This is a genomic window from Lysobacter solisilvae (assembly GCF_016613535.2).
Taxonomy (GTDB): Bacteria; Pseudomonadota; Gammaproteobacteria; order Xanthomonadales; family Xanthomonadaceae; genus Agrilutibacter; species Agrilutibacter solisilvae.
Genome location: NZ_CP071518.1, coordinates 1,448,172 through 1,471,859, shown reverse-complemented (window position 1 = coordinate 1,471,859; position 23,688 = coordinate 1,448,172). Strand labels below are relative to the sequence as shown.

18 protein-coding genes and 1 pseudogene are annotated in these 23,688 nt (G+C 71.2%); 16 read left to right on the top strand and 3 right to left on the bottom strand.

The window, feature by feature from the left end:
* Positions 1 to 2: 2 nt before the first annotated feature.
* The 12 genes and pseudogenes from thrC to leuB all read left to right on the top strand — a co-directional run bounded on the left by thrC (position 3) and on the right by leuB (position 13,465).
* The gene (thrC, locus tag I8J32_RS06495) at positions 3 to 1,349 is read left to right on the top strand and encodes a threonine synthase (RefSeq protein ID WP_200616069.1); all 1,347 of its coding nucleotides are present in this window, start codon (positions 3 to 5) and stop codon (positions 1,347 to 1,349) included.
* Between the two features lie 66 nt (positions 1,350 to 1,415).
* Positions 1,416 to 1,592 (top strand): hypothetical protein, encoded by a 177-nt coding sequence (locus I8J32_RS06490; RefSeq protein WP_200616070.1) that lies wholly within the window; start codon positions 1,416 to 1,418, stop codon positions 1,590 to 1,592.
* 177 nt (positions 1,593 to 1,769) lie between these two features.
* Positions 1,770 to 3,446 carry a dihydroxy-acid dehydratase gene (gene ilvD, locus I8J32_RS06485; protein ID WP_245156440.1) on the top strand — a complete coding sequence of 559 codons (1,677 nt, stop codon included), beginning with the start codon at positions 1,770 to 1,772 and terminating at the stop codon, positions 3,444 to 3,446.
* A 67-nt stretch (positions 3,447 to 3,513) separates the two neighbouring features.
* Positions 3,514 to 4,527, top strand: a complete 1,014-nt coding sequence (gene ilvC, locus I8J32_RS06480) for a ketol-acid reductoisomerase (protein WP_207526832.1) — start codon at positions 3,514 to 3,516, stop codon at positions 4,525 to 4,527.
* Positions 4,524 to 6,272, top strand: a complete 1,749-nt coding sequence (gene ilvG / locus I8J32_RS06475) for an acetolactate synthase 2 catalytic subunit (RefSeq protein WP_245156439.1) — start codon at positions 4,524 to 4,526, stop codon at positions 6,270 to 6,272. Before ilvC ends, ilvG begins: the two co-directional genes overlap by 4 nt.
* The gene (locus I8J32_RS06470; RefSeq protein ID WP_200616074.1) at positions 6,256 to 6,492 is read left to right on the top strand and encodes an ACT domain-containing protein; all 237 of its coding nucleotides are present in this window, start codon (positions 6,256 to 6,258) and stop codon (positions 6,490 to 6,492) included. The genes ilvG and I8J32_RS06470 overlap by 17 nt, the downstream gene beginning before the upstream one ends.
* The gene (gene ilvE / locus I8J32_RS06465; protein ID WP_200616075.1) at positions 6,489 to 7,403 is read left to right on the top strand and encodes a branched-chain-amino-acid transaminase; all 915 of its coding nucleotides are present in this window, start codon (positions 6,489 to 6,491) and stop codon (positions 7,401 to 7,403) included. Before I8J32_RS06470 ends, ilvE begins: the two co-directional genes overlap by 4 nt.
* A gap of 3 nt (positions 7,404 to 7,406) precedes the next feature.
* Positions 7,407 to 8,519, top strand: a pseudogene (locus tag I8J32_RS06460) (threonine dehydratase); the annotation flags it as partial.
* A 166-nt stretch (positions 8,520 to 8,685) separates the two neighbouring features.
* Positions 8,686 to 10,257 carry a 2-isopropylmalate synthase gene (locus tag I8J32_RS06455; RefSeq protein ID WP_200616264.1) on the top strand — a complete coding sequence of 524 codons (1,572 nt, stop codon included), beginning with the start codon at positions 8,686 to 8,688 and terminating at the stop codon, positions 10,255 to 10,257.
* A 53-nt stretch (positions 10,258 to 10,310) separates the two neighbouring features.
* Positions 10,311 to 11,729 (top strand): 3-isopropylmalate dehydratase large subunit, encoded by a 1,419-nt coding sequence (gene leuC, locus I8J32_RS06450; RefSeq protein ID WP_200616263.1) that lies wholly within the window; start codon positions 10,311 to 10,313, stop codon positions 11,727 to 11,729.
* A gap of 40 nt (positions 11,730 to 11,769) precedes the next feature.
* Positions 11,770 to 12,387 (top strand): 3-isopropylmalate dehydratase small subunit, encoded by a 618-nt coding sequence (gene leuD, locus I8J32_RS06445; RefSeq protein WP_200616077.1) that lies wholly within the window; start codon positions 11,770 to 11,772, stop codon positions 12,385 to 12,387.
* Positions 12,377 to 13,465, top strand: coding sequence for a 3-isopropylmalate dehydrogenase (leuB, locus tag I8J32_RS06440; protein ID WP_200616078.1), 1,089 nt, complete (start codon positions 12,377 to 12,379; stop codon positions 13,463 to 13,465). Before leuD ends, leuB begins: the two co-directional genes overlap by 11 nt.
* A gap of 180 nt (positions 13,466 to 13,645) precedes the next feature.
* Here leuB and I8J32_RS06435 read toward each other — a convergent pair whose 3' ends face one another.
* Positions 13,646 to 16,840, bottom strand: a complete 3,195-nt coding sequence (locus I8J32_RS06435; protein ID WP_200616079.1) for an efflux RND transporter permease subunit — start codon at positions 16,838 to 16,840, stop codon at positions 13,646 to 13,648.
* A gap of 173 nt (positions 16,841 to 17,013) precedes the next feature.
* A complete protein-coding gene (locus I8J32_RS06430; protein WP_200616081.1) occupies positions 17,014 to 18,180 on the bottom strand; it encodes an efflux RND transporter periplasmic adaptor subunit in 1,167 nt (388 codons plus the stop codon).
* Between the two features lie 81 nt (positions 18,181 to 18,261).
* Between I8J32_RS06430 and I8J32_RS06425 the strand changes: the two genes are divergently transcribed.
* From I8J32_RS06425 to I8J32_RS06415, 3 genes are all read left to right on the top strand, one after another.
* The gene (locus I8J32_RS06425) at positions 18,262 to 18,960 is read left to right on the top strand and encodes a TetR/AcrR family transcriptional regulator (RefSeq protein WP_200616082.1); all 699 of its coding nucleotides are present in this window, start codon (positions 18,262 to 18,264) and stop codon (positions 18,958 to 18,960) included.
* 181 nt (positions 18,961 to 19,141) lie between these two features.
* The gene (locus I8J32_RS06420; protein WP_200616084.1) at positions 19,142 to 19,798 is read left to right on the top strand and encodes a protein-L-isoaspartate O-methyltransferase family protein; all 657 of its coding nucleotides are present in this window, start codon (positions 19,142 to 19,144) and stop codon (positions 19,796 to 19,798) included.
* Positions 19,799 to 19,812: 14 nt separating this feature from the next.
* Positions 19,813 to 21,243 carry a TolC family outer membrane protein gene (locus I8J32_RS06415; protein WP_200616086.1) on the top strand — a complete coding sequence of 477 codons (1,431 nt, stop codon included), beginning with the start codon at positions 19,813 to 19,815 and terminating at the stop codon, positions 21,241 to 21,243.
* 92 nt (positions 21,244 to 21,335) lie between these two features.
* Here the strand turns inward: I8J32_RS06415 and waaA are convergent, their stop codons facing one another.
* A complete protein-coding gene (gene waaA / locus I8J32_RS06410; RefSeq protein ID WP_200616088.1) occupies positions 21,336 to 22,658 on the bottom strand; it encodes a lipid IV(A) 3-deoxy-D-manno-octulosonic acid transferase in 1,323 nt (440 codons plus the stop codon).
* A 75-nt stretch (positions 22,659 to 22,733) separates the two neighbouring features.
* Here waaA and lpxL point away from each other — a divergent pair, with 75 nt between their 5' ends.
* Positions 22,734 to 23,684 carry an LpxL/LpxP family Kdo(2)-lipid IV(A) lauroyl/palmitoleoyl acyltransferase gene (gene lpxL, locus I8J32_RS06405; protein ID WP_200616089.1) on the top strand — a complete coding sequence of 317 codons (951 nt, stop codon included), beginning with the start codon at positions 22,734 to 22,736 and terminating at the stop codon, positions 23,682 to 23,684.
* The last annotated feature ends 4 nt before the right edge of the window (positions 23,685 to 23,688 follow it).

Here is a 23,688-nt window from a genome sequence, read left to right as displayed (position 1 = left end):
CGATGGACTTCATCAGCACCCGGGGCGGCGACGCCGTCGGCATCGATGTCGCGCTGGTCGCGGGCCTGGCGCCGGACGGCGGCCTCTACATTCCCCGCACGATTCCCGCAGCCACGCTCACCCATCCCGGCCCGACGCTGGCCGACACCGCGCAGCAGCTGCTTGCGCCCTACTTCGCCGGTTCCCGCCTGCGGCAGGAACTGCCACGCATCTGCCGTAGTGCCTTCGACTTCCCGGCGCCGTTGCGCGAGCTGGCCGGCGAGGGCGACCACCTGCTCGAGCTGTTCCACGGCCCCACGGCGGCCTTCAAGGACTATGCCGCGCGCTTCCTCGCCCAATGCCTGGCCGGCCTGCGCGAGGACGACGGACAGCCGCCCACCACGATCCTGGTAGCCACCTCCGGCGATACCGGCGCGGCGGTGGGCGCGGCCTTCCACAACCGGCCGGGTTTCCGCGTGGCGATCCTGTACCCCGATGGCCGTGTCTCACCGCGGCAGGCGCACGGGCTGGCCTGCTTCGGCGGCAATGTCCGCTGCTTCCGCGTCGAGGGCAGCTTCGACGACTGCCAGGCGATCGTGAAACAGGTGCTGGGCGACGCCGCACTGCGCGCCCGCCTGCCGCTGGGATCGGCCAACAGCATCAGCCTGGGCAGGCTGCTGCCGCAGATGGCGTACTACGCGCACACCGCGCTGGCCTACCGCCAACAGCACGGCCAGGCGCTCAACTTCATCGTGCCCACCGGCAACCTGGGCAATGCGCTGGCGTGCTGGCTGGCGCGGCGGATGGGGCTGCCGATCGGCGAGATCGTGCTCGGCTGCAACGCCAACGACGTGCTGCCGCGTTTCTTCGCCGGTGGCGACTACGCGCCGTCGGCGGGCGTGGCCACGCTGGCCAACGCGATGGACGTCGGCGCGCCCAGCAACTTCGAGCGGCTGCGCGCACTGCACGCGGACGACGGCCAGGTGCGGGCGTCGATGCGCGCCATCGGCGTCGACGACGCCACCATCGGCGGCACCATCGCTTCGGCACCCACCCGCCATGGCGTGGTGCCGTGTCCGCACACCGCGGTGGGGCTGCATGTGCTGGAGACGCTGCGCGCGCAGGGCGACAGGCGACCATGGGCCGTGGTTGCCACCGCGCACGCCGCGAAGTTCGACACCGTGGTCGAACCACGGGTGGGCCACACGGTGGTGCCGCCGCCCGGGCTCGCCCGCTGGCTGTCGCGTCCGGCTCATGCCGAGGCCATGCCCGCCGATGCGAGTTGGTTACGCGAGCAACTGATGAACTGGGACGAGACCCGCGGTGACATGCCTTCACGGCATGAAACCGGGGCGTTTCGCTGCGTGTGATGACCATTGGTTATCTGCACGGATCCGCGGTTGACACGCTTTGCAAGTGCGTGGTTTCCTGAGGTCATGACGCAGCGCAACAACCAGCTCCGCAACGCCCACGTGCCGCACACCGCGGCCCGCGCGGCTGCGTCGCCGGTTGTGTCGCGTTACGCGCTGGTCACCGCGCTCGCCATCAGCACGCTTATTACCGTACTCGTACTTATTACCGGGCCACTCAGCGCGGAGTACGGGTTTGTGTAAGTAGCAGCACACACCCCCAGGTCAATCCAGGACCCCGCGCCCGAAAAGGCGCGGGGTTTTTGTTTTTGCACCTGGAATTTTTCCGATCCGCGCGGCCATTGCCGCGCCACCAGGGATTTCCAGACCGTGAGAAGCAACGCGATCAAACACGGACCCGCCCGCGCTCCGGCGCGCGCGATGCTGCGCGCCACCGGACTCGACGACGCGGCCATCGCCCGCCCGCTGGTGGCGGTGGTGCACACCTGGTCGGACGTGTCGCCGTGCAACCTGACCCTGCGCGACCTGGCGCAGCACGTGCGAGCCGGCGTGATCGAGGGCGGCGGCACGCCGATCGAGTTCAACACCATCGCGGTCACCGACGGCATCGCCATGGGCTCGCCGGGCATGCGCGCGTCGCTGGCCTCGCGCGAGACGATCGCCGATTCCATCGAACTGGCGGTCGACGGCCACTGCCTGGACGCGGTGGTGATGCTGGTCGGCTGCGACAAGACCATCCCCGCCGCCGCGATGGCGGCCGCGCGCCTGGACCTGCCGACCGTGATCCTCTACGGCGGCACCATCCAGCCCGGCCAATGCCACGTGCGCGACGAGCACGGCCAGATGCGCGAACGCATGCTGACCGTGCAGGACGTGTTCGAGGCGGTGGGCGCCCACGGCGCCGGCCGCATCGACGACGCGCAACTGGCTGACATCGAGGCGCACGCCTGTCCTGGCGCCGGTGCGTGCGGCGGCCAGTTCACCGCCAACACGATGGCGATGGTGCTGACCTTCCTCGGGCTGTCGCCGCTGCAGTTCAACGACATCCCCGCCACCCATCCCGCCAAGGCCGGCGCGGCGCGCGACTGCGGCCTGCTGGTGATGGAGGCCTTGCGCCGCGGTGGCCCGACGCCGCGCGACATCCTCAGCCTCGAGGCCCTGCGCAATGCCGCGCGTGCCGTCTCGGCCACCGCCGGTTCGACGAACGCCGCGCTGCACCTGCTGGCGATCGCGCACGAAGCCGGTGTCGCCTTCGACCTGGAGGAATTCGAGGCAGCCGCGCGCACGCCGGTCATCGCCGACCTCAAGCCCGGCGGCCGCTACACCGCGGCCGAGATGTTCCTGGCCGGCGGCAGCGCGCTGGTGGCCCACGAGCTGCGCCGCGCCGGCCTGCTGCATGACATCGCCACCGTCACCGGCACGCACCTGTTCGCCGGGCTCGACGCGCTGCCAGCGGTGCCGCCGCAGGACGTGGTGCGCAGCATCGACGATCCGATCAAGCCGCGCGGTGGCTATTCGATCCTGTACGGCAACCTCGCGCCGGAGGGCTGCATCCTCAAGCTCGCCGGCCACGGCCGCGAGCATTTCGAAGGCCCGGCGCGCGTGTTCGATTCGGAGGAGGACGCCTTCCTCGCCGTGCAGGCGCGGCAGGTCCGCGCCGGCGACGTGGTCGTGATCCGCTTCGAAGGCCCCGCCGGCGGGCCGGGCATGCGCGAGATGCTCGCCGTCACCGCCGCCCTGGTCGGCCAGGGCCTGGGCAACGACGTCGCGCTGATCACCGACGGACGTTTCAGCGGCGCCACCCACGGTTTCATGGTCGGGCACATCGCACCCGAAGCGGCGCGCGGCGGCCCGCTGGCGCGCCTGCGCGAAGGCGACCGCGTGTGCATCGATGTCGCCACGCGCCGACTGGAGGTGGACGCCGACCTCGACGCGCGCGTGGCCGCACGGCGCGAAGCCCGCGTGCGCACCGGGGTGCTCGCCAAGTACGCGCGCGATGTGGGCTCGGCCTCGCGCGGCGCGGTCACCGCACCCGGGCCGCTCGACGTCGCCTCGCCCGCCGCACCCCGCCCCATCGCGGCCGCCCTGATCGCCTGACGGCCCACCTCTTCCACGCGCCGGCGAATGTCGTCGCGCTTCCCTCCCCTGCAAAAGGACTTATCCGATGAGCACTACTCCCACTTCGCTGCGCATCACCCTGCTCGGCTACGGCAGCGAGGGCCGCGCCCATGCGCTCAACCTGCGCGACTCCGGCTTCGACGTGACCGTCGGCCTGCGCCCGGGCGGCCCCACCGAACTGAAGGCCCGCGCCGACGGCTTCGCGGTGAAGGCGCCTGCCGACGCGGTCAAGGGCGCCGACCTGGTCGCGGTGCTGACGCCCGACATGGTGCAGGCGCAGCTGTACCGCGACGTCATCGAACCCAACATCCGCGCCGGCGCGGTGCTGCTGTTCGCGCACGGCTTCAACGTGCACTTCGGCCAGATCACGCCGCGCGACGACCTCGACGTGGTGCTGGTCGCGCCCAAGGGCCCGGGCGCGCTGGTGCGCCGCGAGTACGAGATCGGCCGCGGCGTGCCTTCGGTGTACGCGGTGCACCAGGACCGCAGCGGGCGGGCCGAGCAGCATGCATTGACCTACTGCGGCGGCATCGGCGGCGCGCGCCAGAATGCGATCCGCACCACCTTCAAGGAGGAAACCGAGACCGACCTGTTCGGCGAGCAGGCCGTGCTGTGCGGCGGCGCGACCAGGCTGGTGCAACTGGGCTGGGAAACGCTGGTCGAGGCCGGCTACCAGCCTGAAGTCGCCTATTACGAATGCCTGCACGAACTGAAGCTGATCGTCGACCTGTTCTACGAAGGCGGCGTCACCCGCATGCACGAATTCATCAGCGAGACTGCCCAGTACGGCGCGCTCACGCGCGGCCCGGTGGTGGTCGACGACCATGCCAAGGCGCAGATGAAGCAGGTGCTGGCGCAGATCCAGGACGGCACCTTCGCCCGCCAGTGGATCGCCGAGTACCAGGCCGGCAACGCGCAGTACAAGGCGCTCAAGCAGGGCGACCTGGACCACCCGATCGAAGCGGTGGGCCGCAAGCTGCGCGCCGGCATGAAATGGCTCGACGGCGCCACCGCCGCCAAGGCCCCCGCCGCGCCCACGCCCGAGCAGGCCGTCGCATGAACGGCGCCGCCTGGCTGGTGCAGGCACTGGCCGCGGAGGGCGTGGACACGCTGTTCGGATATCCGGGCGGCGCGATCATGCCGTTCTACGACGCCCTGCATGGCGCCACCCTCAAGCACGTGCTGGTGCGGCACGAACAGGGCGCTGCGTTCGCGGCCAACGGTTATGCGCGCGCCAGCGGGCGGGTGGGCGTCTGCGTGGCGACTTCGGGACCGGGCGCGTCGAACCTGGTGACCGGCATCGCCGACGCCATGCTGGACTCGGTGCCGATGGTGGTGCTGACCGGGCAGGTCGGCACCGCGCTGATGGGCACCGATGCCTTCCAGGAAATCGACGTGTACGGCATGACCCTGCCACTGGTGAAGCACAGCTTCCTGGTGCGACGGGTCGACGAGCTGCCGCACGTGACGCGCGAAGCCTTCCGGCTGGCCCGTTCGGGCCGTCCCGGACCGGTGCTGATCGACCTGCCCAAGGACGTGCAGCTGGCCGACGCGACGCAACTGCCGGCGCACGTGCCGGCCGCCGTCGACGAAGTGCCGCGGGCGCCGCCCAGCGGCTACCACGCCGCCGCCGCCCTGCTCGCGCACGCGCGCCGCCCGGTGATCTACGGCGGCGGCGGCATCGCGCTGGGCGATGCCGTCGAGGCGTTCCGGACGTTCGTCGAGGGCACGCAGATTCCCACCGTGCTCACGCTCAAGGGCCTGGGCGCGCTGCCGGCCGGGCACCCGCTGCACCTGGGCATGCTGGGCATGCACGGCACGCGCGCGGCGAACCTGGCGGTGCAGGAATGCGACCTGCTGCTGGTGGTCGGCGCCCGTTTCGACGACCGCGCCACCGGCAAGCTGGCCGAGTTCGCGCCTGGCGCCCGCGTGGTCCATCTGGACCTGGATGCGTGCGAAGTCGGCAAGCTGCGGCACGCCGACGTCGCGGTGGTCGGTGATCTGCGGGCTTCGCTGCAGGCGCTCGCGCCGGCGTGCAGCGCGCAGCTGCGCGGCCGCAACGGCGGCGCGCGCCGGCGCTGGCGCGACGCCTGCCTGCAACGCGCACGCGAACACGCCCCGCGTTACGACGCGCCGGGCGACACGGTCTACGCACCCGCGCTGCTGCGCCGGCTGTCGCAGCAAGTGCCGCAGGCCGTGGTCAGCTGCGACGTCGGCCAGCACCAGATGTGGGTGGCCCAGCACTGGCAGTTCGACCATCCACGCCGCCATCTCACCAGCGGCGGACTGGGCGCGATGGGCTTCGGCCTGCCCGCGGCGATCGGCGCGCAGCTGGCCGATCCGGACGCCTGCGTGGTGTGCGTCAGTGGCGACGGTTCTTTCCTGATGAACGTGCAGGAGCTGGCGACCGTCGCGCGCTACCGGCTGCCGATCAAGATCGTGCTGCTCGACAACCAGGCGCTGGGCATGGTCCGGCAGTGGCAGGAGCTGTTTTTCGAACGGCGCTACAGCGAGGTGGACCTGTCCGACAACCCGGACTTCTGCGCGCTGGCCACCGCGTTCGGAGTCCACGCGCTGCACGTGTCGCGCGCCGACCAGGTGGATGACGCACTGCAGGCGCTGTTGTCCATCCCGGGCCCTGCGCTGCTGCACGTGGCCATCGACCAGGCGGCGAACGTCTGGCCACTGGTGCCGCCCAACCACAACAACGCGCAGATGCTCGATCCGCAGGTTGCGGACGGCGTCGCGCCGCACCCACCCACTGCCCACGACCAGAAGGAGGACGCCGATGCGATACCAGCTTGAACTGACCCTGCGCCAGGCCGAAGGCGCCCTGGCCCGGGTACTGGGCACCGCCGAACGTCGTGGCTTCCAGCCGATCAGCGTCGATGGCGAAGCCCAGGCCGACGGCGACCGCTGGCACCTGCGCATGACCGTGGAAAGCGAGCGCGAACCCGAAACCCTGCGCAGCCAGCTGGCCAAGCTCTACGACTGCCTCGCCGTGGAGGTGTCGCCGTGTCGGTGACCGAGGCTCCCGCCGCCAGCCCGGTGGCGGCGCCGGTGGTTCGCAACGCGCCGCCACAGCTGTGGTTCGACGGCCGCTTCGTCGACGCCGATGCGCCCTGCGCGCCGCTGACCAGTCACGCGATGCACTACGGCAGCGGCGTGTTCGAGGGCATCCGCGCGTACGCCACCGCCGACGGCGGCAGCGCGGTGTTCCGCCTGCCCGAGCACTTGGCGCGCATGCGCCGCGGCTGCGAACTGCTGGGCATCGCGTTCGACGAAGCCCGGTGCACGCAGGCGACGCTGGCCGTGCTGCGCCGCAATGACCTGCGCGACGCGTACATCCGGCCGCTGGCCTGGTGCGGCGCCGGTTCCATCGGGCTGGATGTCGCCGCGGTGAGCCAGCACCTGATGGTGGCGACCTTCGCCACCGCGGTGCACCTGGCCGGCGCGGGGGTGCGGCTGACCACTTCCCCCTGGCGGCGCAACCCGGCCACGTCGCTGCCGCCCCTGAAGCTCTGCGGCGCCTACGTCAACTCGATCCTGGCCAAGCACGAGGCCAGGCAGCGCGGATTCGACGAGGCACTGTTCGTCGACGGGCAGGGCCGCGTGGTCGAGTGCACCGGCGCCAACGTGTTCCTGGTGCGCGACGGCGCGATCACGGCCGTGGAGCACGCCGACGCCTTGCCTGGCATCACCCGCGACACCGTCATGGCCCTGTCCGGCGCGCGCGCGCGGCCCGTGAGCCTGGAGGAGCTGCTCGACGCCGACGAGGTCTTCGTGTGCGGCACGGCGGCCGAGGTCACGGCGATCACCGAGCTCGACGGCCGCGTGTTCGGCGAAGGCCCGGTGACGCGCGAACTGGCCCAGTCCTACCGGCGCGTCGTGCGCGGGCAGGACCCGGCGCGGGCGCACTGGCTGACGCAGGTCTGAGCCATGGACAGCGACGTAGCGCCGCCCCCCGTGCACCCGACCCCCGCCGTCCCCGATGTGGACGCCGGGGTGACGGTGGGCGCCAGCGACCTGCTGGCCGCGCAGGCGCGGCTGCGCCGCTACCTGCTGCCCACGCCGCTGCACTACGCCGAGCGCTTCGGCTGCTGGCTGAAGCTGGAGAACCTGCAGCGCACGGGTTCGTACAAGGTACGCGGCGCGCTCAATGCACTGCTCGCGGCGCGCGAGCGCGGCGACACGCGGCCGACGATCGCTGCCTCCGCCGGCAACCACGCGCAGGGGCTGGCCTGGGCCGCCTACCGGCTGGGCCTGCCGGCGATCACCGTGATGCCGCGCAGTGCGCCGCAGACCAAGATCGCCGGCGTCGCGCACTGGGGCGCGACCGTGCGCCTGCACGGCGACAGCTACGACGAAGCGCGCGCTTTCGCCACCGAGTTGTCCGTGCAGCACGGCTATCGCCTGCTGCCCGCGTTCGACGACCCGGATGTCATCGCCGGCCAGGGCACGGTCGGCTTGGAACTGGCCGCGCTGATGCCGGACGTGGTGATCGTGCCGATCGGCGGCGGCGGCCTGGCCGCTGGCGTCGCCCTGGCGCTGAAGTCGCAGGGCGTGCGCGTGGTTGGCGCGCAGGTCGAGAACGTAGACGCGATGGCCCGCGCCCTGCGGGGCGACCTGCGCCCGCGCGAACCGGCCGCGACGCTGGCCGATGGGGTGCGTGTGAAGCAGCCCGGTGAGATCACCCGTCGGCTGCTGGCCAGCCTGCTCGACGACATCGTCATCGTGCGCGAGGCGGAGCTGCGCGAGACGCTGGTGCGGCTGGCACTGGAAGAACATGTCATCGCCGAGGGCGCCGGCGCGCTGGCGCTGGCGGCCGGCCGCCGCGTTGCCGGGCGCCGCAAGTGCGCGGTGGTTTCCGGCGGCAATCTCGACGCGGACGTCCTGGCCGCGCTGCTGGGCAGCGAGCGTCCGCGCGCCCCGCGCAAGCCGCGGCGCCGCACCCGCGATGGCGCCCCCGGTGAAGCCGTCGCCGTACCGACCGTCGCAACCACGGTCGTGCCGCTGCGGCCCGAACTATCCCCGCGCGTGCCGGCGGTGTCCGGCAACCACCGTCGTGTCATGGAGAGCGGCCGACTTACGCGCGCTGCCCCGGTGGCGTCCGCGTCCGCGGATGACCCGGGCAGCCGCCCGCCGCCCGACGCGATTCCTCCCTGCCTCCACGCCAAACCAAGGAATGCCTGACGTGAACGATCCGACTTCCGGCGCCATGGCGCCGACCGCGGCCGAAGCCACGCCCGCGCGCCCGATCCGCATCTTCGACACCACCCTGCGCGACGGCGAACAGTCGCCCGGCTGCAGCATGACCGCCTCGCAGAAGCTGCGCCTGGCCCACTCGCTCGCCGACCTGGGGGTGGACATCATCGAGGCGGGCTTCCCCGCCAGTTCCACCGCCGACGTCCAGGCCACGGCCGCGATCGCGCGCGACGTGCGCGGCGCGACGATCGCCACGCTGGCCCGCTGCCACGCCGGCGACATCGAAGCCTGCGCCCGCGCGCTCGAACACGCCCATTCGCCGCGCATCCACGTCTTCATTTCCACCAGTCCCCTGCACCGCGAGCACAAGCTGGGCCTGAGCCGCGACGAGGTGATCGAACGGGCGGTGATGGGCGTGGCGCTGGCGCGCCAGCATGCCGACGACGTGGAGTTCTCGGCGGAGGACGCGCTGCGCACCGAGCCCGACTTCCTGGCGCAGGTCTGCGGCGCCGCACTGGCGGCAGGCGCGCGCACCCTCAATATCCCCGACACCGTCGGCTACACGACGCCGGCCGAGATCCGCGCGCTGTTCGAATATCTGCGCGCGCAGGTGCCAGGCGCCGAAGGCGCGGTGTTCAGCGCGCACTGCCATGACGACCTGGGCCTGGCGGTGGCCAATTCGCTGGCGGCAATCGAGGGCGGCGCGGGCCAGGTCGAATGCACGATCAACGGCATCGGCGAGCGCGCCGGCAACTGCGCGCTGGAAGAGCTGGTGATGGCGCTAAACGTCCGCCGCGGCTGGTTCGGCGCGCGCACGCGGATCGACACGCGGCGGCTGGTGCCGACCTCGCGCCTGCTCTCGCGCATCACCGGCATGCAGGTGCAACGCAACAAGGCAGTCGTCGGCCTGAACGCCTTCGCGCACGAGTCCGGCATCCACCAGCACGGCATGCTGCGCCACCGCGGCACCTACGAGATCATGCGGCCGCAGGATGTGGGCTGGCAGCAGTCGCAGATGGTGCTGGGCCGCCACAGCGGGCGGGCCGCGCTGGCCGATCGCCTGCAATCGCTCGGCTTCACCCTGGACGAGGCGCAGCTCAACGGCGTGTTCGCCGGCTTCAAGGCGCTGGCCGAGAAGAAGCGCGAAATCTTCGACGCCGACCTGGAAGCACTGGTGCTGGGCGCCGATGCCGCGGCCACGCGCGGCTACCGCCTGGCGCGCTGGCATGTGAGCACCGGCGTCGGCGCTGAAAGCCTGCCCACCGCCAGCGTGCGCCTGATCGACACCAGCGGCGTCAGCATCGACGAAGCCGCGGTGGGCGATGGCCCCGTGCATGCCTTGTTCGCCGCCCTGGCCCGCGCCACCGCACTCGAGATGGAGATCGAGAGCTACCAGGTATCCAGCGTCACCACCGGCGACGACGCGCAGGGCCAGGCCAGCCTCACGGCCCGCGTGGACGGCGTTGAATTCACCGGCTCGGGCACCAGCACCGACATCCTGGAGGCCAGCGCGCACGCCTGGCTCGACGTGGCCAACCGCGCCGTGCGCGCACGCCGGCCGCGGGCCGTCGCGGCCCTGGCCTGACCCCCATCCCTTCCCGCCGCGCCTGCGCGCGGACTCGCCTTGCCTGGAGAACCATCCCGATGTCTGCCAGAACCCTGCTCGACAAGCTCTGGGACGCGCACCTGGTCGCGCCCGAACGCCCCGACGCGCCCGCGGTCCTCTACGTCGACCTGCACCTGGTGCATGAAGTGACCTCGCCGCAGGCCTTCGCCGAACTCGACGCCCGCGGCCTGCCGGTGCGCCAACCTGCCCGCACCAAGGCCACGCTCGACCACGCCACGCCCACGCTGCCGGCCGATGCGTCGGGCCGGCTGTCCTGGTCGAGTGAACAGGCGCGGGCGCAGGTCCAGACGCTGCGGGGCCACTGCGCGCGTTTCGGTGTCGAGCTGTTCGACTTCGAAAGCCCCCATCGCGGCATCGTCCACGTCATCGGACCGGAACTGGGACTCACCCAGCCCGGCATGACCATCGTCTGCGGCGACAGCCACACCGCCACCCATGGCGCGTTCGGCGCGCTGGCCTTCGGCATCGGCACCAGCGAGGTCGCGCACGTGCTCGCCACGCAATGCCTCCTGCAGCGCAAGCCGCGCACCCTGGCGGTGAACATCGACGGCGCGCTGGGGCCAGGGGTCACGGCCAAGGACCTGGTCCTGCACGTGATCGGGGTGATCGGCGTCAACGGCGGCACCGGGCACGTGATCGAGTACCGCGGCTCCACCGTGCGCGCGCTGTCGATGGAAGAACGCATGACGGTGTGCAACATGTCGATCGAGGCCGGCGCACGCGCGGGTCTGATCGCACCCGACCAGGTCACCTTCGACTATCTCGCGCATACGCCGCGCGCGCCACGGGGTGACGCGTTCGCGCGCGCGGTGGCGTACTGGCGCCAGTTCCACAGCGACCCCGGCGCGCAGTTCGACCGCGAAGTCCACATCGATGCGCGCGACGTGGCGCCCACGCTCAGCTGGGGCACGCATCCGGGCCAGGTCGTGCCGGTCGACGGCCGCGTGCCGGCGGACGGCGACGAGGACGTCGCCAAGGCCCGCCATTACATGGGCTGGGAGGCCGGCGCGGCGCTGGCCGGACGCCTGGTCGACGTGGTGTTCATCGGCAGCTGTACCAATTCGCGCCTGAGCGACCTGCGCGCCGCGGCCGGCGTGTTGCGCGACCGTCGCGTGCACCCGCGCGTGCGCATGCTGGTGGTGCCCGGTTCCGAGCAGGTCAAGCGGGAGGCGGAGGCCGAAGGCATCGACCGCATCGTGCGCGAGGCCGGCGCCGAATGGCGCGAACCGGGCTGCTCGATGTGCATCGCCATGAACGGCGACCTGGTCGGGCCGGGGCAACTGGCGGTGTCGACCAGCAACCGCAATTTCGAAGGGCGACAGGGTCCGGGCGCACGCACCCTGCTCGCCTCGCCGCTGACCGCGGCCGTGTGCGCGGTCACCGGCGAGGTCACCGACCCGCGCACGTTCCTCGCGACGGCGGCGGCATGAGCCGCGCGCCACTGACTTCCCGCCACCGGAGACCCTGAACATGTCCGGCCTGACTTCCCTGGTATCGCGCACTGTCGTGCTGCCCGAGCGCAACATCGACACCGACCAGATAATCCCCGCGCGCTTTCTCACCACTACCGAGCGCAGGGGCCTGGGCCAGTACGCCTTCAGCGACTGGCGACGGCTGCCCGACGGTACCCCCGACCCGGCCTTTCCCTTCAACCAGGCCGGCAACGCCGGTGCACGCATCCTGGTCGCGGGGCGCAATTTCGGTTGCGGCTCCTCGCGCGAGCACGCGCCCTGGGCGTTGCTCGACCTGGGCCTGCGCGCGGTGATCAGCAGTCAGATCGCCGATATCTTCCGCAGCAATTCGCTCAAGAATGGCCTGCTTCCGATCGTGCTGGAACAGGCGGTCGTCGACGACCTGCTGGCGCGGCCCGGCATTGAACTGGCCATCGATGTTGCGGCCGGCACGGTCACGCTGCCCGGCGGCGCGGCGGTGGCGTTCGAGCTCGACGCATTCGCCCGCACCTGCCTGCTCGAAGGCGTGGACCAGTTCGGCTACCTGCTGCGGCAGGCCGACGCGATCAGCGCTTTCGAGGCCGCGCGCCGGCACCTGACCTACCTGCAACCGGAGCCCGCCACCCATGCATGCTGAGATCCTTGTCCTGCCCGGCGACGGCATCGGGCCCGAAGTCACCGCCGCGGCGGTGCAGGTGCTGCGGGCGGTCGCGCAGCGGTACGGCCACACGTTCGCATTCACCCAGGGCCTGATCGGCGGCGCCGCCATCGACGCCACCGGTGATGCACTGCCGGCGCAGACGTTGGCGGCCGCGCGTGGCGCCGACGCGGTACTGCTGGGCGCGGTCGGCGGGCCGAAATGGTCCGATCCCGGCGCGCGCGTGCGTCCGGAACAGGGCCTGCTCGCGATCCGGAAGGCGCTCGGCCTGTACGCCAACCTGCGCCCGGTGCGCCCGCACGCGGCCGCGCTCGGCGCCTCGCCGATCAAGCCGCACCTGCTGCAGGGCGTGGACCTGATGGTGGTGCGTGAACTGACCGGAGGGATCTACTTCGGCGAGAAGCGACGCGAAGCCGACCTCGCCCGCGATGTGTGCACCTACAGCGTCGCCGAAGTGGAGCGCGTGGTGCGTCGCGCGGGCGCGTTGGCGCGCGCACGCAGCGGCCGGCTGACCAGTGTCGACAAGGCCAACGTGCTGGAAACCTCGCGTCTGTGGCGGGAAGTAGCCACGCGCGTGGTCCGCGACGAGTTCCCCGACGTGAGGCTGGAGCACCAGCTGGTCGACTCCATGGCGATGCACCTGATCGCCCGGCCGCGCGAGTACGACGTGATCGTCACCGAGAACATGTTCGGCGACATCCTCACCGACGAAGCGTCCATGCTGGCCGGCTCGCTCGGCCTGCTGCCCTCGGCGTCACTGGGCGAAGGCACCGTAGGCCTGTACGAACCGATCCATGGCTCGGCCCCGGACATTGCCGGCCGCGGCATCGCCAATCCGTACGCCACCATCCTCAGCGCGGCGCTGCTGCTGCGCCATTCGCTGCGCCTGGAAGACGAGGCGCGCTGCGTGGAGACTGCGGTGTCGCAGGCGCTCGACGCCGGGGCGCTCACCGCCGACCTTGCCCATGACCGCCCGCCACTGGGCACGACGGCAGCCGCGCACGCGGTCCTGGAACAGCTGCAGGGCGACTGCCAGGTGGCGGAACTGCGCGACTAGCCGCAACCGCCGGAACCGGGACGGAGGGGATCACACGACCTGTCGGGACGGACCTGCGCGCCAGGCGCGCAGGTCGGAGAGGTTCGCGAACCGGGCCGCCCGGGCAACCGGGAGGGGGGAGGGAGCCGCAGGTCGGCCCGGCCGCGAAAAGGGAAAGTCAGATGGTCGGCGTGTAGCGCCTCAATGCGCGGCCGACGCGTGCGGCGGCGGTGCCGACGGCGACGGCGACGGCTTCACCTTGAACCACGCCGCATAGAGCGCCGGCAGGAACAACAGCGTCAGCACGGTCGCGACGATGAGTCCGCCCATGATCGCCACCGCCATGGGTCCGAAGAAGGCCGAGCGGGTGAGCGGGATCATCGCCAGCACCGCCGCCAGCGCGGTCAGCACGATCGGCCGGAAGCGGCGCACGGTGGCTTCGATGATGGCGTGCCAGCGGTCGGCGCCGGCGGCGATATCGTGCTCGATCTGGTCCACCAGAATCACCGAGTTGCGCATGATCATGCCGGCCAGCGCGATCGTGCCGAGCATCGCGACGAAGCCGAACGGCACGCGGAACACCAGCAGGAACAAGGTCACGCCGATCAGTCCCAGCGGCGCGGTGAGCAGCACCAGCATCGTGCGCGAGAAACTGCGCAGCTGCAGCATCAGCAGCGTCACCACCACCAGCAGGAACAGCGGCATGCCGGCGTTGATCGAGTTCTGCCCGCGCGCCGAATCCTCCACGGTGCCGCCGGTCCTGAGCAGGTAGCCCTCGGGCAGCTGCGCGCGGACGTCCTCCAGCGTGGGGAGGATCTGCGCCACGACGGTCGGGGCGGTGAGCTTGTTGCGGATGTCGGCGCGCACGGTGACCGTGGGCAGGCGGTCGCGATGCCAGATCACGCCATCCTCGAACACGTAGTCGAGCCGCGCGATCTGCGCCAGCGGCACGGATTTGCCGCTCGCGGTGGGCACGGCCAGGCTGCCCAGCAGGTCGATGCGTGCGCGCTCGTCTTCCGGCCCGCGCAGCAGCATCTGCACCAGCTCGTTGCCTTCGCGGTACGTGCTCACGCTCAGCCCCGACAGCGAGCCGGACAGGAAGCTGGCCAGCTGCGCCGAACTGATGCCCATCGCGCGGGCGCGGTCCTGGTCGACGACCAGCTTCACCACCTTGCTCGGCTCGTCCCAGTCCAGGTTCACGTTGGCGACGTTCGGGTTCTCGCGCACCTTCGCCTCGACCTGCCTGGCCAGCGCGCGCACGCGGTCGATGTGCTCGCCCGATACGCGGAACTGCACCGGATAACCGACCGGCGGGCCATTCTCCAGGCGGGTGACGCGCAACTGCAGCTCCGGGAACTGCGGCGCGACTTTCGCGATGAGCCACTCACGCAGCGTCTCGCGCGCCTGCGTGTCCTTCGCCCGCACCACGAACTGCGAGAAATTGGCCTGCGGCAGCTGCTGGTCCAGCGGCAGGTAGAAGCGCGGCGAACCGGTGCCGACGTAGGCCACGTAGTTGTCGATCCCCTCGTGGCCCTGCAGCAGCTTCTCCAGCTTCTTCGCCTGCTCCTGGGTCTGGCGCAGCGAGACGCCTTCGGCCAGCTCCATGTCGACCATCAGTTCGACACGCGTGGAATCGGGGAAGAACTGCTGCGGGACGAAGCGGAACAGCAGGACCGACGCCACGAACGCGGCCACGGTCATGCCGATCACCAGCCAGCGGCGGCGCAGGCAGGCATCGAGCACGCGGCGGAAACCGAGGTAGAACCCGGTTCCGTACGGATCGTGTGCATGATCGTGGTGCGCCGGCGGTGCCAGCAGGCCGGCGAAGGCGGGCCAGCGGTCGGCGGCGCGCGCGCGCAGCGCATGCCAGCGCGCCACCGGCGAGCCGGGCTTGGGCGCTTGCGGCTGGTGCAGGTCCGGCAGCATGCGGTCGCCCAGGTACGGGATGAACAGCACCGCCGCGATCCACGACACGATCAGCGCGATGGTCACCACCTGGAACAGTGAGCGCGTGTACTCGCCGGTGCTCGACGCCGCGGTCGCGATCGGCAGGAAGCCGGCGGCCGTGACCAGGGTGCCGGTCAACATGGGGAATGCGGTGGTTTCATAGGCGAAGCTGGCGGCCTTCAGGCGCGAGAAGCCCTGCTCCATCTTGATGGCCATCATCTCGACCGCGATGATCGCGTCGTCGACCAGCAGGCCCAGCGCCAGCACCAGCGCGCCCAGCGAGATCTTGTGCAGGCCGATGCCGAAGTAGTGCATGACGGCGAAGGTCATCGCCAGCACCAGCGGGATCGACACGGCGACCACCATGCCGGTGCGGAAGCCCAGCGAGAAGAAGCTCACCAGCAGCACGATCACCACCGCCTCGGCGAGCACGCGGATGAACTCGCCCACCGATTCGTGCACCGCCGCGGGCTGGTCGGACACCTTGCGCAGCTCCATGCCGGCCGGCAGGCTCTGCTGCAGGCGCTTGAACTCCTGCTCCAGCGTCTGGCCCAGCTTGAGGATGTCGCCACCGTCCTTCATCGCCACGGCGATGCCGATCGCGTCCTCGCCCATGAACCGCATGCGCGGCGCCGCCGGGTCGCTGAAGCCGCGCGTCACCGTCGCCACGTCGGCCAGGCGGACCGTGCGGTCGCCGGAATGGATGGGGAAGTTGCGGATGTCCTCGACCGACTGGAAGGCGCCGGTGATGCGCAGCTGCACGCGCTCAGTCGGCGCCTCGAAGAAGCCGGCGGGAACGACTGCGTTCTGCTGTTCCAGCGCGTCCTTGACCGCGGAAAGAGGGATGCCCTGCGTGGCCAGCTTGGTGTTGCTGACCTCGATCCAGATCTTCTCGTCCTGCAGGCCGACCAGCTCGATCTTGCCCACGTCGGGCGCGCGCTGCAGCTCCAGTTCCACGCGCTCGGCGTAGTCCTTGAGCACCGCGTAGTCGAAGCCCTTGCCGGTCAGCGCGTAGATGTTGCCGAAGGTGTCGCCGAACTCGTCGTTGAAGAACGGCCCGACGACGCCCTGCGGCAGGTTGGGCCGGATGTCGCCGATTTTCTTGCGCACCTGGTACCAGACGTCCGGGATCTCCTTGCTGCGCAGGGAGTCGCGGGCGATGAAGATCACCTGCGATTCGCCGGGCCGCGAGTACGAGCGGATGAACTCGTACTTGCCGGTCTGCATCAGCTGTTTCTCGATGCGCTCGGTGACCTGGCGCGCGACCTCGTCGGCGGTGGCGCCCGGCCACAGCGTGCGCACGACCATCGCCTTGAAGGTGAAGGGCGGATCCTCGGACTGGCCGAGGTGCCGGTAGGACCAGGCGCCGATCAGCGCCAGCATCAGCATGGCGTAGACGACCAGGGACCGGTTGTTGAGCGCCCACTCGGAGAGATTGAAACGACGCATTGGTGGCCTTTCATGCGCGGCGCCTGCCCGCTGCCGGGAGGCGTGGAAGGGGATGCCAGGCCGCGCCGGGCGTCGGCGATCGACGCGCGGGCGGGGAGTTCAGGAAACGGGAAGCGGCAGGACGCGGATCGGCGATCCAGGCGCGCCGGTCGGGGCGCGCTGGCCAGCGCCGGTCAGGGCGCGTTTGCGGCGACGGGGTTGCCGGGCATTTTCTCGATCGGCCGGTTCTGCCGGTCCACTGGCGACACCTTCTGGCCCTCGCGCAGCAGGTGGCCGCCGGCAGCGACGATCCAGGCATCGGGCGCGACACCCGACAGCAGGGGCGCCGTCGTCTGGCGGAAGGCACCCAGCCTGACCGGGGCCAGGTGCAGCGTCTGCGTGGCCGGATCAACCACCCATACCGCCGCCTCGCCTGTCGGCGATCGCTGCAATGCCGACAACGGCACCGTCAGCGCGGCCCGCTGTCCATTGTCCTGCACGTACACGCGCGCGCTCTGGCCCAGGTCGACAGCCTCCGCGGCCGCGCCGACCAGGCTGACCCGCGCCGCGTAGGTGCGTGCCTGCGGATCGGCGGCAGGGGAGATCTCGCGGATGGTGCCGGGCAGGTGACGGTCGGGGGCGCTCCACAGTTCGACCAGGACCGGCTGGCCCACGGTGAACTCGCGGATCCGGCTTTCCGGCAGGGCGATGGCGACTTCGCGGCCGCCATCGGCCGCGATGGAGAACACCGGCTGGCCGGCGCCCACCACCTGTCCGGCTTCGGCCGAACGGGTGGCGATCATGCCGTCGCGCGGCGCGCGCAGCTGGGTGTAGGCGGTCTGGTTGCGCGCGACATCGAGGTTGGCGCGGGCGGCGTTGACCTGCCCGCGTGCGGCGGCGACGGCGGCGTTCTGCGCATCGAGCACGGACCGGCTGACCAGCTGCTGCGCGGCGAGCTTGGCGTAGCGGGCCTGGTCGCCGCTGGCGCGGGCCAGCTCGGCCTGCGCGGCGGCCAGCTGGGCCTGCACGGCGCGCGCCTGGGCGCTCAGGTCTCCGGCGTCCAGCACTGCGAGCAGGTCGCCCTGGCGCACGTGTGCGCCGACGTCCACCTCGCGCCGCAGCAGCTTGCCGCCGACGCGGAACGACAGCGGGCTTTCCTCGCGGGCGCGGATCTCGCCGGCATAGGCGGCCAGGGCCGCTTCGGCGCCACCGCCGGGCCGGGTGACCAGCACCGGGCGCGCCGGCTCGGGCGGGGTCGCCTCGGCGCCGCAGCCGGCCAGCGCCAGCACGAGCGCCGTGGTTGCGAGGAGGGCCGACGTCTGCACGGCGGGCCGGAAAAAGGTGCGGGGATGAGTGCGCATGGGGACCGCCATGGGGGCTGTCATTAATGAACCAGCGGGTACTGTATATTTATCGAACCGGTTAGTCTAGTATTCCCCGACATGAGCTCCACCCCTTCCAAGACCCCTCCGCCCCCCCGCCCGTCCGGCCCCGGCCGGCCCAAGGACCTGGGCAAGCGTGCCGCGATCCTGGAGGCCGCCAAGCGCATGTTCGTCAGCCACGGCTTCGAAGGCGTGAGCATGGACCAGATTGCCGCCGAGGCCGGGGTCTCCAAGCTGACGGTGTACAGCCATTTTGGCGACAAGGAGGCCCTGTTCTCGGAGGCCATCAGCGCCAAGTGCGAAGAGCAGCTTTCTACCGGGCTGTTCGCGATCGACGCGGACACGCCCCTGCGCGAGCGCCTGCTGGAGATCGGCCGCGGCTTTTTCGCGCTGATCGCCAGCGAGGAAGCGCTGGCCATCCACCGCGTGGTGACCACCCAGCCGCCACCGGCCAAGCTGGGCCAGCTGTTCTGGGACGCGGGCCCGCGGCGCGTGCAGGAGGCCTTCGAGGGCTTCCTGCGCGAGGAAGTCGCCGCCGGTGCGCTGGAGGTCCCGGACGTCCACCGCGCCGCTTCGCAGTTCTTCTGCCTGCTCAAGGGCGAGCTGCACATGCGCCTGCTGTGCGGCTGCAACGCAGGCTTCGCCGCCGAGGAAGTGGAAGCGCACGTACAGGGGACGATCGACATGTTCCTGCGCGCGTACGCCCGCCCGGGCGATCCGCCTGCCGCAGTGGCGCCGGCGCGCTCGCGACGGCGATGAATCACGGCGGTCCGGGCGAACGCCCGGGCCGGCGACGTCAGTCTCGGTTACTTCTGGCACTCAGTTGAAACAGGCCCCGCGGCGATCCTTGCCGCCGCGGCCGTCACGGCCGGAGCCCCGGGCCAGAGCCCGTCCGGCCCGGTAGAATTGGCGCCCCGCGCAACTCCAAGACACCGACACCATGAGCACGCTCGATTACGCCAAGGCCCGTGAACTGATGGTCGAACAGCAGATTCGACCCTGGGACGTGCTCGACCCGCGCGTGCTGAGCGTGCTGGCGGCCACGCCGCGCGAGGCCTTCGTGCCTCACGAGCACCGCAACCTGGCCTACACCGACCTGCCCCTGCCCCTGCCCCACGGCGAGCAGATGATGAAGCCGGTCGTGGAAGGCCGCGCCCTGCAGGCGCTGGAACTGGCCCCCGGCGACGACGTGCTGGAAATCGGCACCGGCAGCGGCTTCCTGACGGCCTGCCTGGCCGGCCTGGCCCGCGAAGTGGTGAGCCTGGAACGCCATGGCGACTTGGCCGACACCGCCCGCGCCCGGCTGGCCGCGCGCGCCAGCGGCAATGTCAACGTCATCCACGCCGATGCGTTCGACTGGCAGAACACGCGCCGCTTCGCCGCCATCTGCGTGACCGGCGCGGTCAGCGCCATTCCGCCGCGTTTCCTGGAATGGCTGCAGCCCGACGGCCGCATGTTCATCGTTCGCGGCCGCTCGCCGGCAATGGAAGCCGTGCTGGTACGCAACCCTTCGGGCACGGCGCGCATCGAATCCCTGTTCGAGACCGACCTCCCCTACCTCGCCGGCGCTGCGCCGGCGCCTACCTTCGAGCTGTAATCAAAGGACTTTGCATGAGCCGCCATCCCCTCGTCGTTGCCCTCGCCGCAGCGATCGCGACGTCCGCCCTGATGCCGGCGGTCGCCCAGGCCGAAGACCTGCTGCAGACCTACGAGCTGGCGCGCACCGGCGATCCGCAGCTGTCGGGCGCCGAAGCAGCACGACTGGCCATCCGTGAGGGTTCCGTGCAGGCGCGCGCGGCGCTGTTGCCGCAGATCGCCGGCGAAGCCACGCTGACCCGTTCGCGCAACGAAAGCGTGCACGACACGCTGTTCGATCCCGACGGCGCCGGCGGCCCCTCGGGCGCCATCAACGGATCGCTGGAGAGCGAATCGACGACCCGCGACATGGGCGTCAGCGTGCGCCAGATGATCTACGACCACAGCAACATCACCCGCCTTCGCAGCGCCAATGCACTGAGCCGCGCGAGCGACTTCCAGCTCGAGTCGGCCAGCGACACCCTGATCACCCGCACGTCGGCCGCGTACTTCAACGTGCTGGTGCAGCTGGAGACCCTGGCCGCCGCCGAGGCCGCCGAGTCCGCGCTGAAGAAGCAGTTCGACTTCGCCTCCAAGCGGCTGGAGGTCGGCCTGGCGCCGATCACCGACGTGCACGAAGCACGCGCCACCTACGAAAGCGCGCGCGCCGGCGTCATCCTGAGCCGGACCACGGTGGAGGATGCCTACGAGGCCCTGCGCGAGATCACCGGCACCCCGGTGACCAACATCCAGGGCCTGCCGGTGGACTTCCAGCCGCAGCTGCCCGAGTCCAACGGCGTCGAGCAGTGGGTGCAGGCCGCCATCGCGAACAACCCGAACCTGAAGGCGAAGGAGTTCCAGGTGCAGTCGGCCGAGGCCAACGTCTCGACGGCGCGCGCCGGCCACCTGCCGACCCTGTACCTCAACGGCGGCTACGGCGACACCAAGCGCTGGGGCTCCAGTGAATTCGCCGGCATCGACATCCCCGGTGACGGCGAGGAACACGGCCGCGGCCCGCAGCTGGGCGTGACCCTTTCGGTGCCGATCTTCTCCGGTGGTGCGATCCAGTCGGGCGTGCGCGAAGCGCTGGCCCGCCGCGACCTGGAACAGGACGAGTACGAGCAGCAGAAGCGCGCGCTGGAACGCAATACCCGCAACGCCTACCAGAACCTGGTCGCCGGCATCAGCGAAGTCGAAGCCCGCCGCCTGGCCGTCGTGTCGGCGCAGGCCGCGTACGACGCTTCCCAGGTCGGGCTGGAAGTGGGCACGCGCACCGTGCTCGACGTACTGACCAACCAGCGCAACCTGTTCACCGCATCGCAGCAGTACGCCCTGGCCCGTTACAACTTCCTGCAGGCGCGGCTGCTGCTGGAACAGGCCGCCGGGACGCTGGACGTCAACGACGTGCAGGACATCAATCGCCTGCTCACTGTCAACGCCGAAGCCAGCGTGGCGCCCAAGCGCTGACCGAACGCCGGTATGCGGTCCCAGACAGGGCGGCCTCCGGGCCGCCCTTGTTTTTGGCACTCCCCGCTGCAACCCGGAGCGCGCCGCGGCAGCTAGGGCGACCGCAATTCCGCGCGTCCGGTCAGCACCGGCTCCAGCAGCGCCATCGTGCGCGCCAGGGCGCCACGCCCGGTTTCCACAAGGGCTTGCCCGGCCTCGACCATGCGCTGGCGCGCCGCCGGATCGGCGAGCAGCTGTGCGAGGTCCCGTTCCACCGCGTCCGCGTCGGCACCCACGCGCAGCGCGCCGGCGTGCTCGAGACGGTGGGCGATCTCGGCGAAGTTGTGCAGGTGCGGGCCGGTGACGATCGCCGTCCCGGTGGCCGCGGGCTCGAGCAGGTTATGGCCGCCGACCGGCTGCAGGCTGCCGCCCACGAAGGCAACGTCGGCGCAGGCGTAGAAGTTCATCAGCTCGCCGAGCGTGTCGATCACGAACACCGCGTCGCTGGGCTGCGGCCATCGCGCGCGCGAACGGGTCGACACCGGCCAGCCGGCGCTGCGCGCATGCTCGGCCACCGCGCGGAAGCGCTCGGGATGACGCGGGGCCCACAGCAGCAGCAGGTCGGGATGCGCCGCACGCAGGTGGCGGTGGATCGAGATCACGGCCGCCTCCTCGTCCTCGTGCGTGCTGGCCGCGATCCAGACCGGCCGTCCCGCCGCGTGCAGGCGGCACTGTGCGGCAAATTCCGGCAGGGCCTCGGGCACGCTGACGTCGTACTTCAGGTTGCCGGTCTCCACCGTCTGCCCGGCGCGCGCGCCCAGCCGGATGAACCGCCGCGCATCGGCATGGCTCTGCGCGGCGACCGTGCGCACCGTGCGCAGGGCCCGCGAGATCAGCGGCGCCAGGACCTGATAGCCGCGCAGCGAGCGAGCGGACAACCGCGCATTGAGGATGAAGCTGGGCACGCCGCGGTCGCGGCACCCGAACAGCAGGTTCGGCCACAACTCGGTTTCCATGATCAGCGCGGCCATCGGCTGGTAGTGATCGAGGAAACGACCCACCGCGCCGGGCAGGTCGTACGGCAGGTAGACGTGCTCGATCTCGTCCTTCCACAGGCTGCGCACGCGCTCGGAGCCCGTCGGCGTGATGGTGGTCACCAGCAGGCGCAGGTCCGGGCGGCCACGGCGCAGCGCCTGCACCAGCGGCAGGGCGGCGTTGACCTCGCCCACCGAGACGGCGTGCACCCACAGCGTGCGCGTCTGCGGCGCGTCCCGGTACATCGCGTAGCGCTCGTGCCAGCGCTGGAAATACGCCGGCTGGCGGAACCCGCGCCAGATCAGGTGGTAGATCGTGATCGGCGCCAGGGCGTACAGCGCCGCCGAGTACAGGCCGCGCAACAGGCGCTCGAAGACGTCGATCCGTGGCGTGGGTGGCATGGGCAAAGGATAACGAAGTTGACGACTTCCTCCCCGTCGCGCGGCCAGCATGCCGGCGCCGGCTAGAATTCCGCCATGTCGAGCACGCCCCGCGACGCCTCCCCCGCTGCCTCCAGTCCGCCCGACCCCGGCCCGCCGCCGCGTGGCGTGCGCCAGTGGCCGGCGTGGCTGGGGATCGGCTGTGCGTGGCTGCTGGCGCGACTGCCATGGCCGGCACAACGCGTGCTCGGACGGGCCGTGGGCACGCTGCTGCGGGTCGCGCTGCCCGCCCGGCGACGGGTCGCCGCCCGCAACCTGGAGCTGTGCTTTCCCGAACTGGATGACCGCGCGCGCCAGGCCCTGCTGCGCGAAAGCTTCTCGCAGCTGGGCATCGGGCTGTTCGAGTTCGCGCGCGCGTGGTGGGGCGAAGTGGGGCCGCTGCGCGCAGGCCTGCGCGTGGAAGGCCTGGAACACATGGAGACAGCGCGCGCCGGCGGCCGGGGCGTGATCGTGGTTTCCGGGCACTTCACCACGCTGGAGATCGCTGCGCGCCTGATGTGCGATTACGCACCGCTGGCCGGCATGTACCGGCCGCACGACCAGGGCGCGATGGAATGGGCAGTCAAGCGCGGCCGCCTGCGCTACGCCACGGCGATGTTCGGCCGCGAGGAACTGCGCCCGGCACTGCGCCACCTCAAGCAGGGCGGCCTGCTCTGGTTCGCTCCGGACCAGGACACCCGACGCGGCGACAGCGTGTTCGTGCCCTTCTTCGGCCGCCCCGCCTACAGCCTGACTTCGACGCACCAGCTGGCGCGCCTGTCGGGCGCGGCGGTGCTCGCGTTCGCGCACGAGCGGCGCGACGACGGCGGCTACACGCTGCGGCTGATGCCAGCGTTCGAAGGGTTCCCCAGCGACGACGCCACCACCGACACCGCGCGCGTCATGGCCGCGATCGAGACGATGGTGCGCGCGGCGCCGGCGCAGTACCTGTGGATCCATCGCCGCTTCAAGCGGCAGCCCGACGGACGCGGCGAGCTATACCGCTGACGGG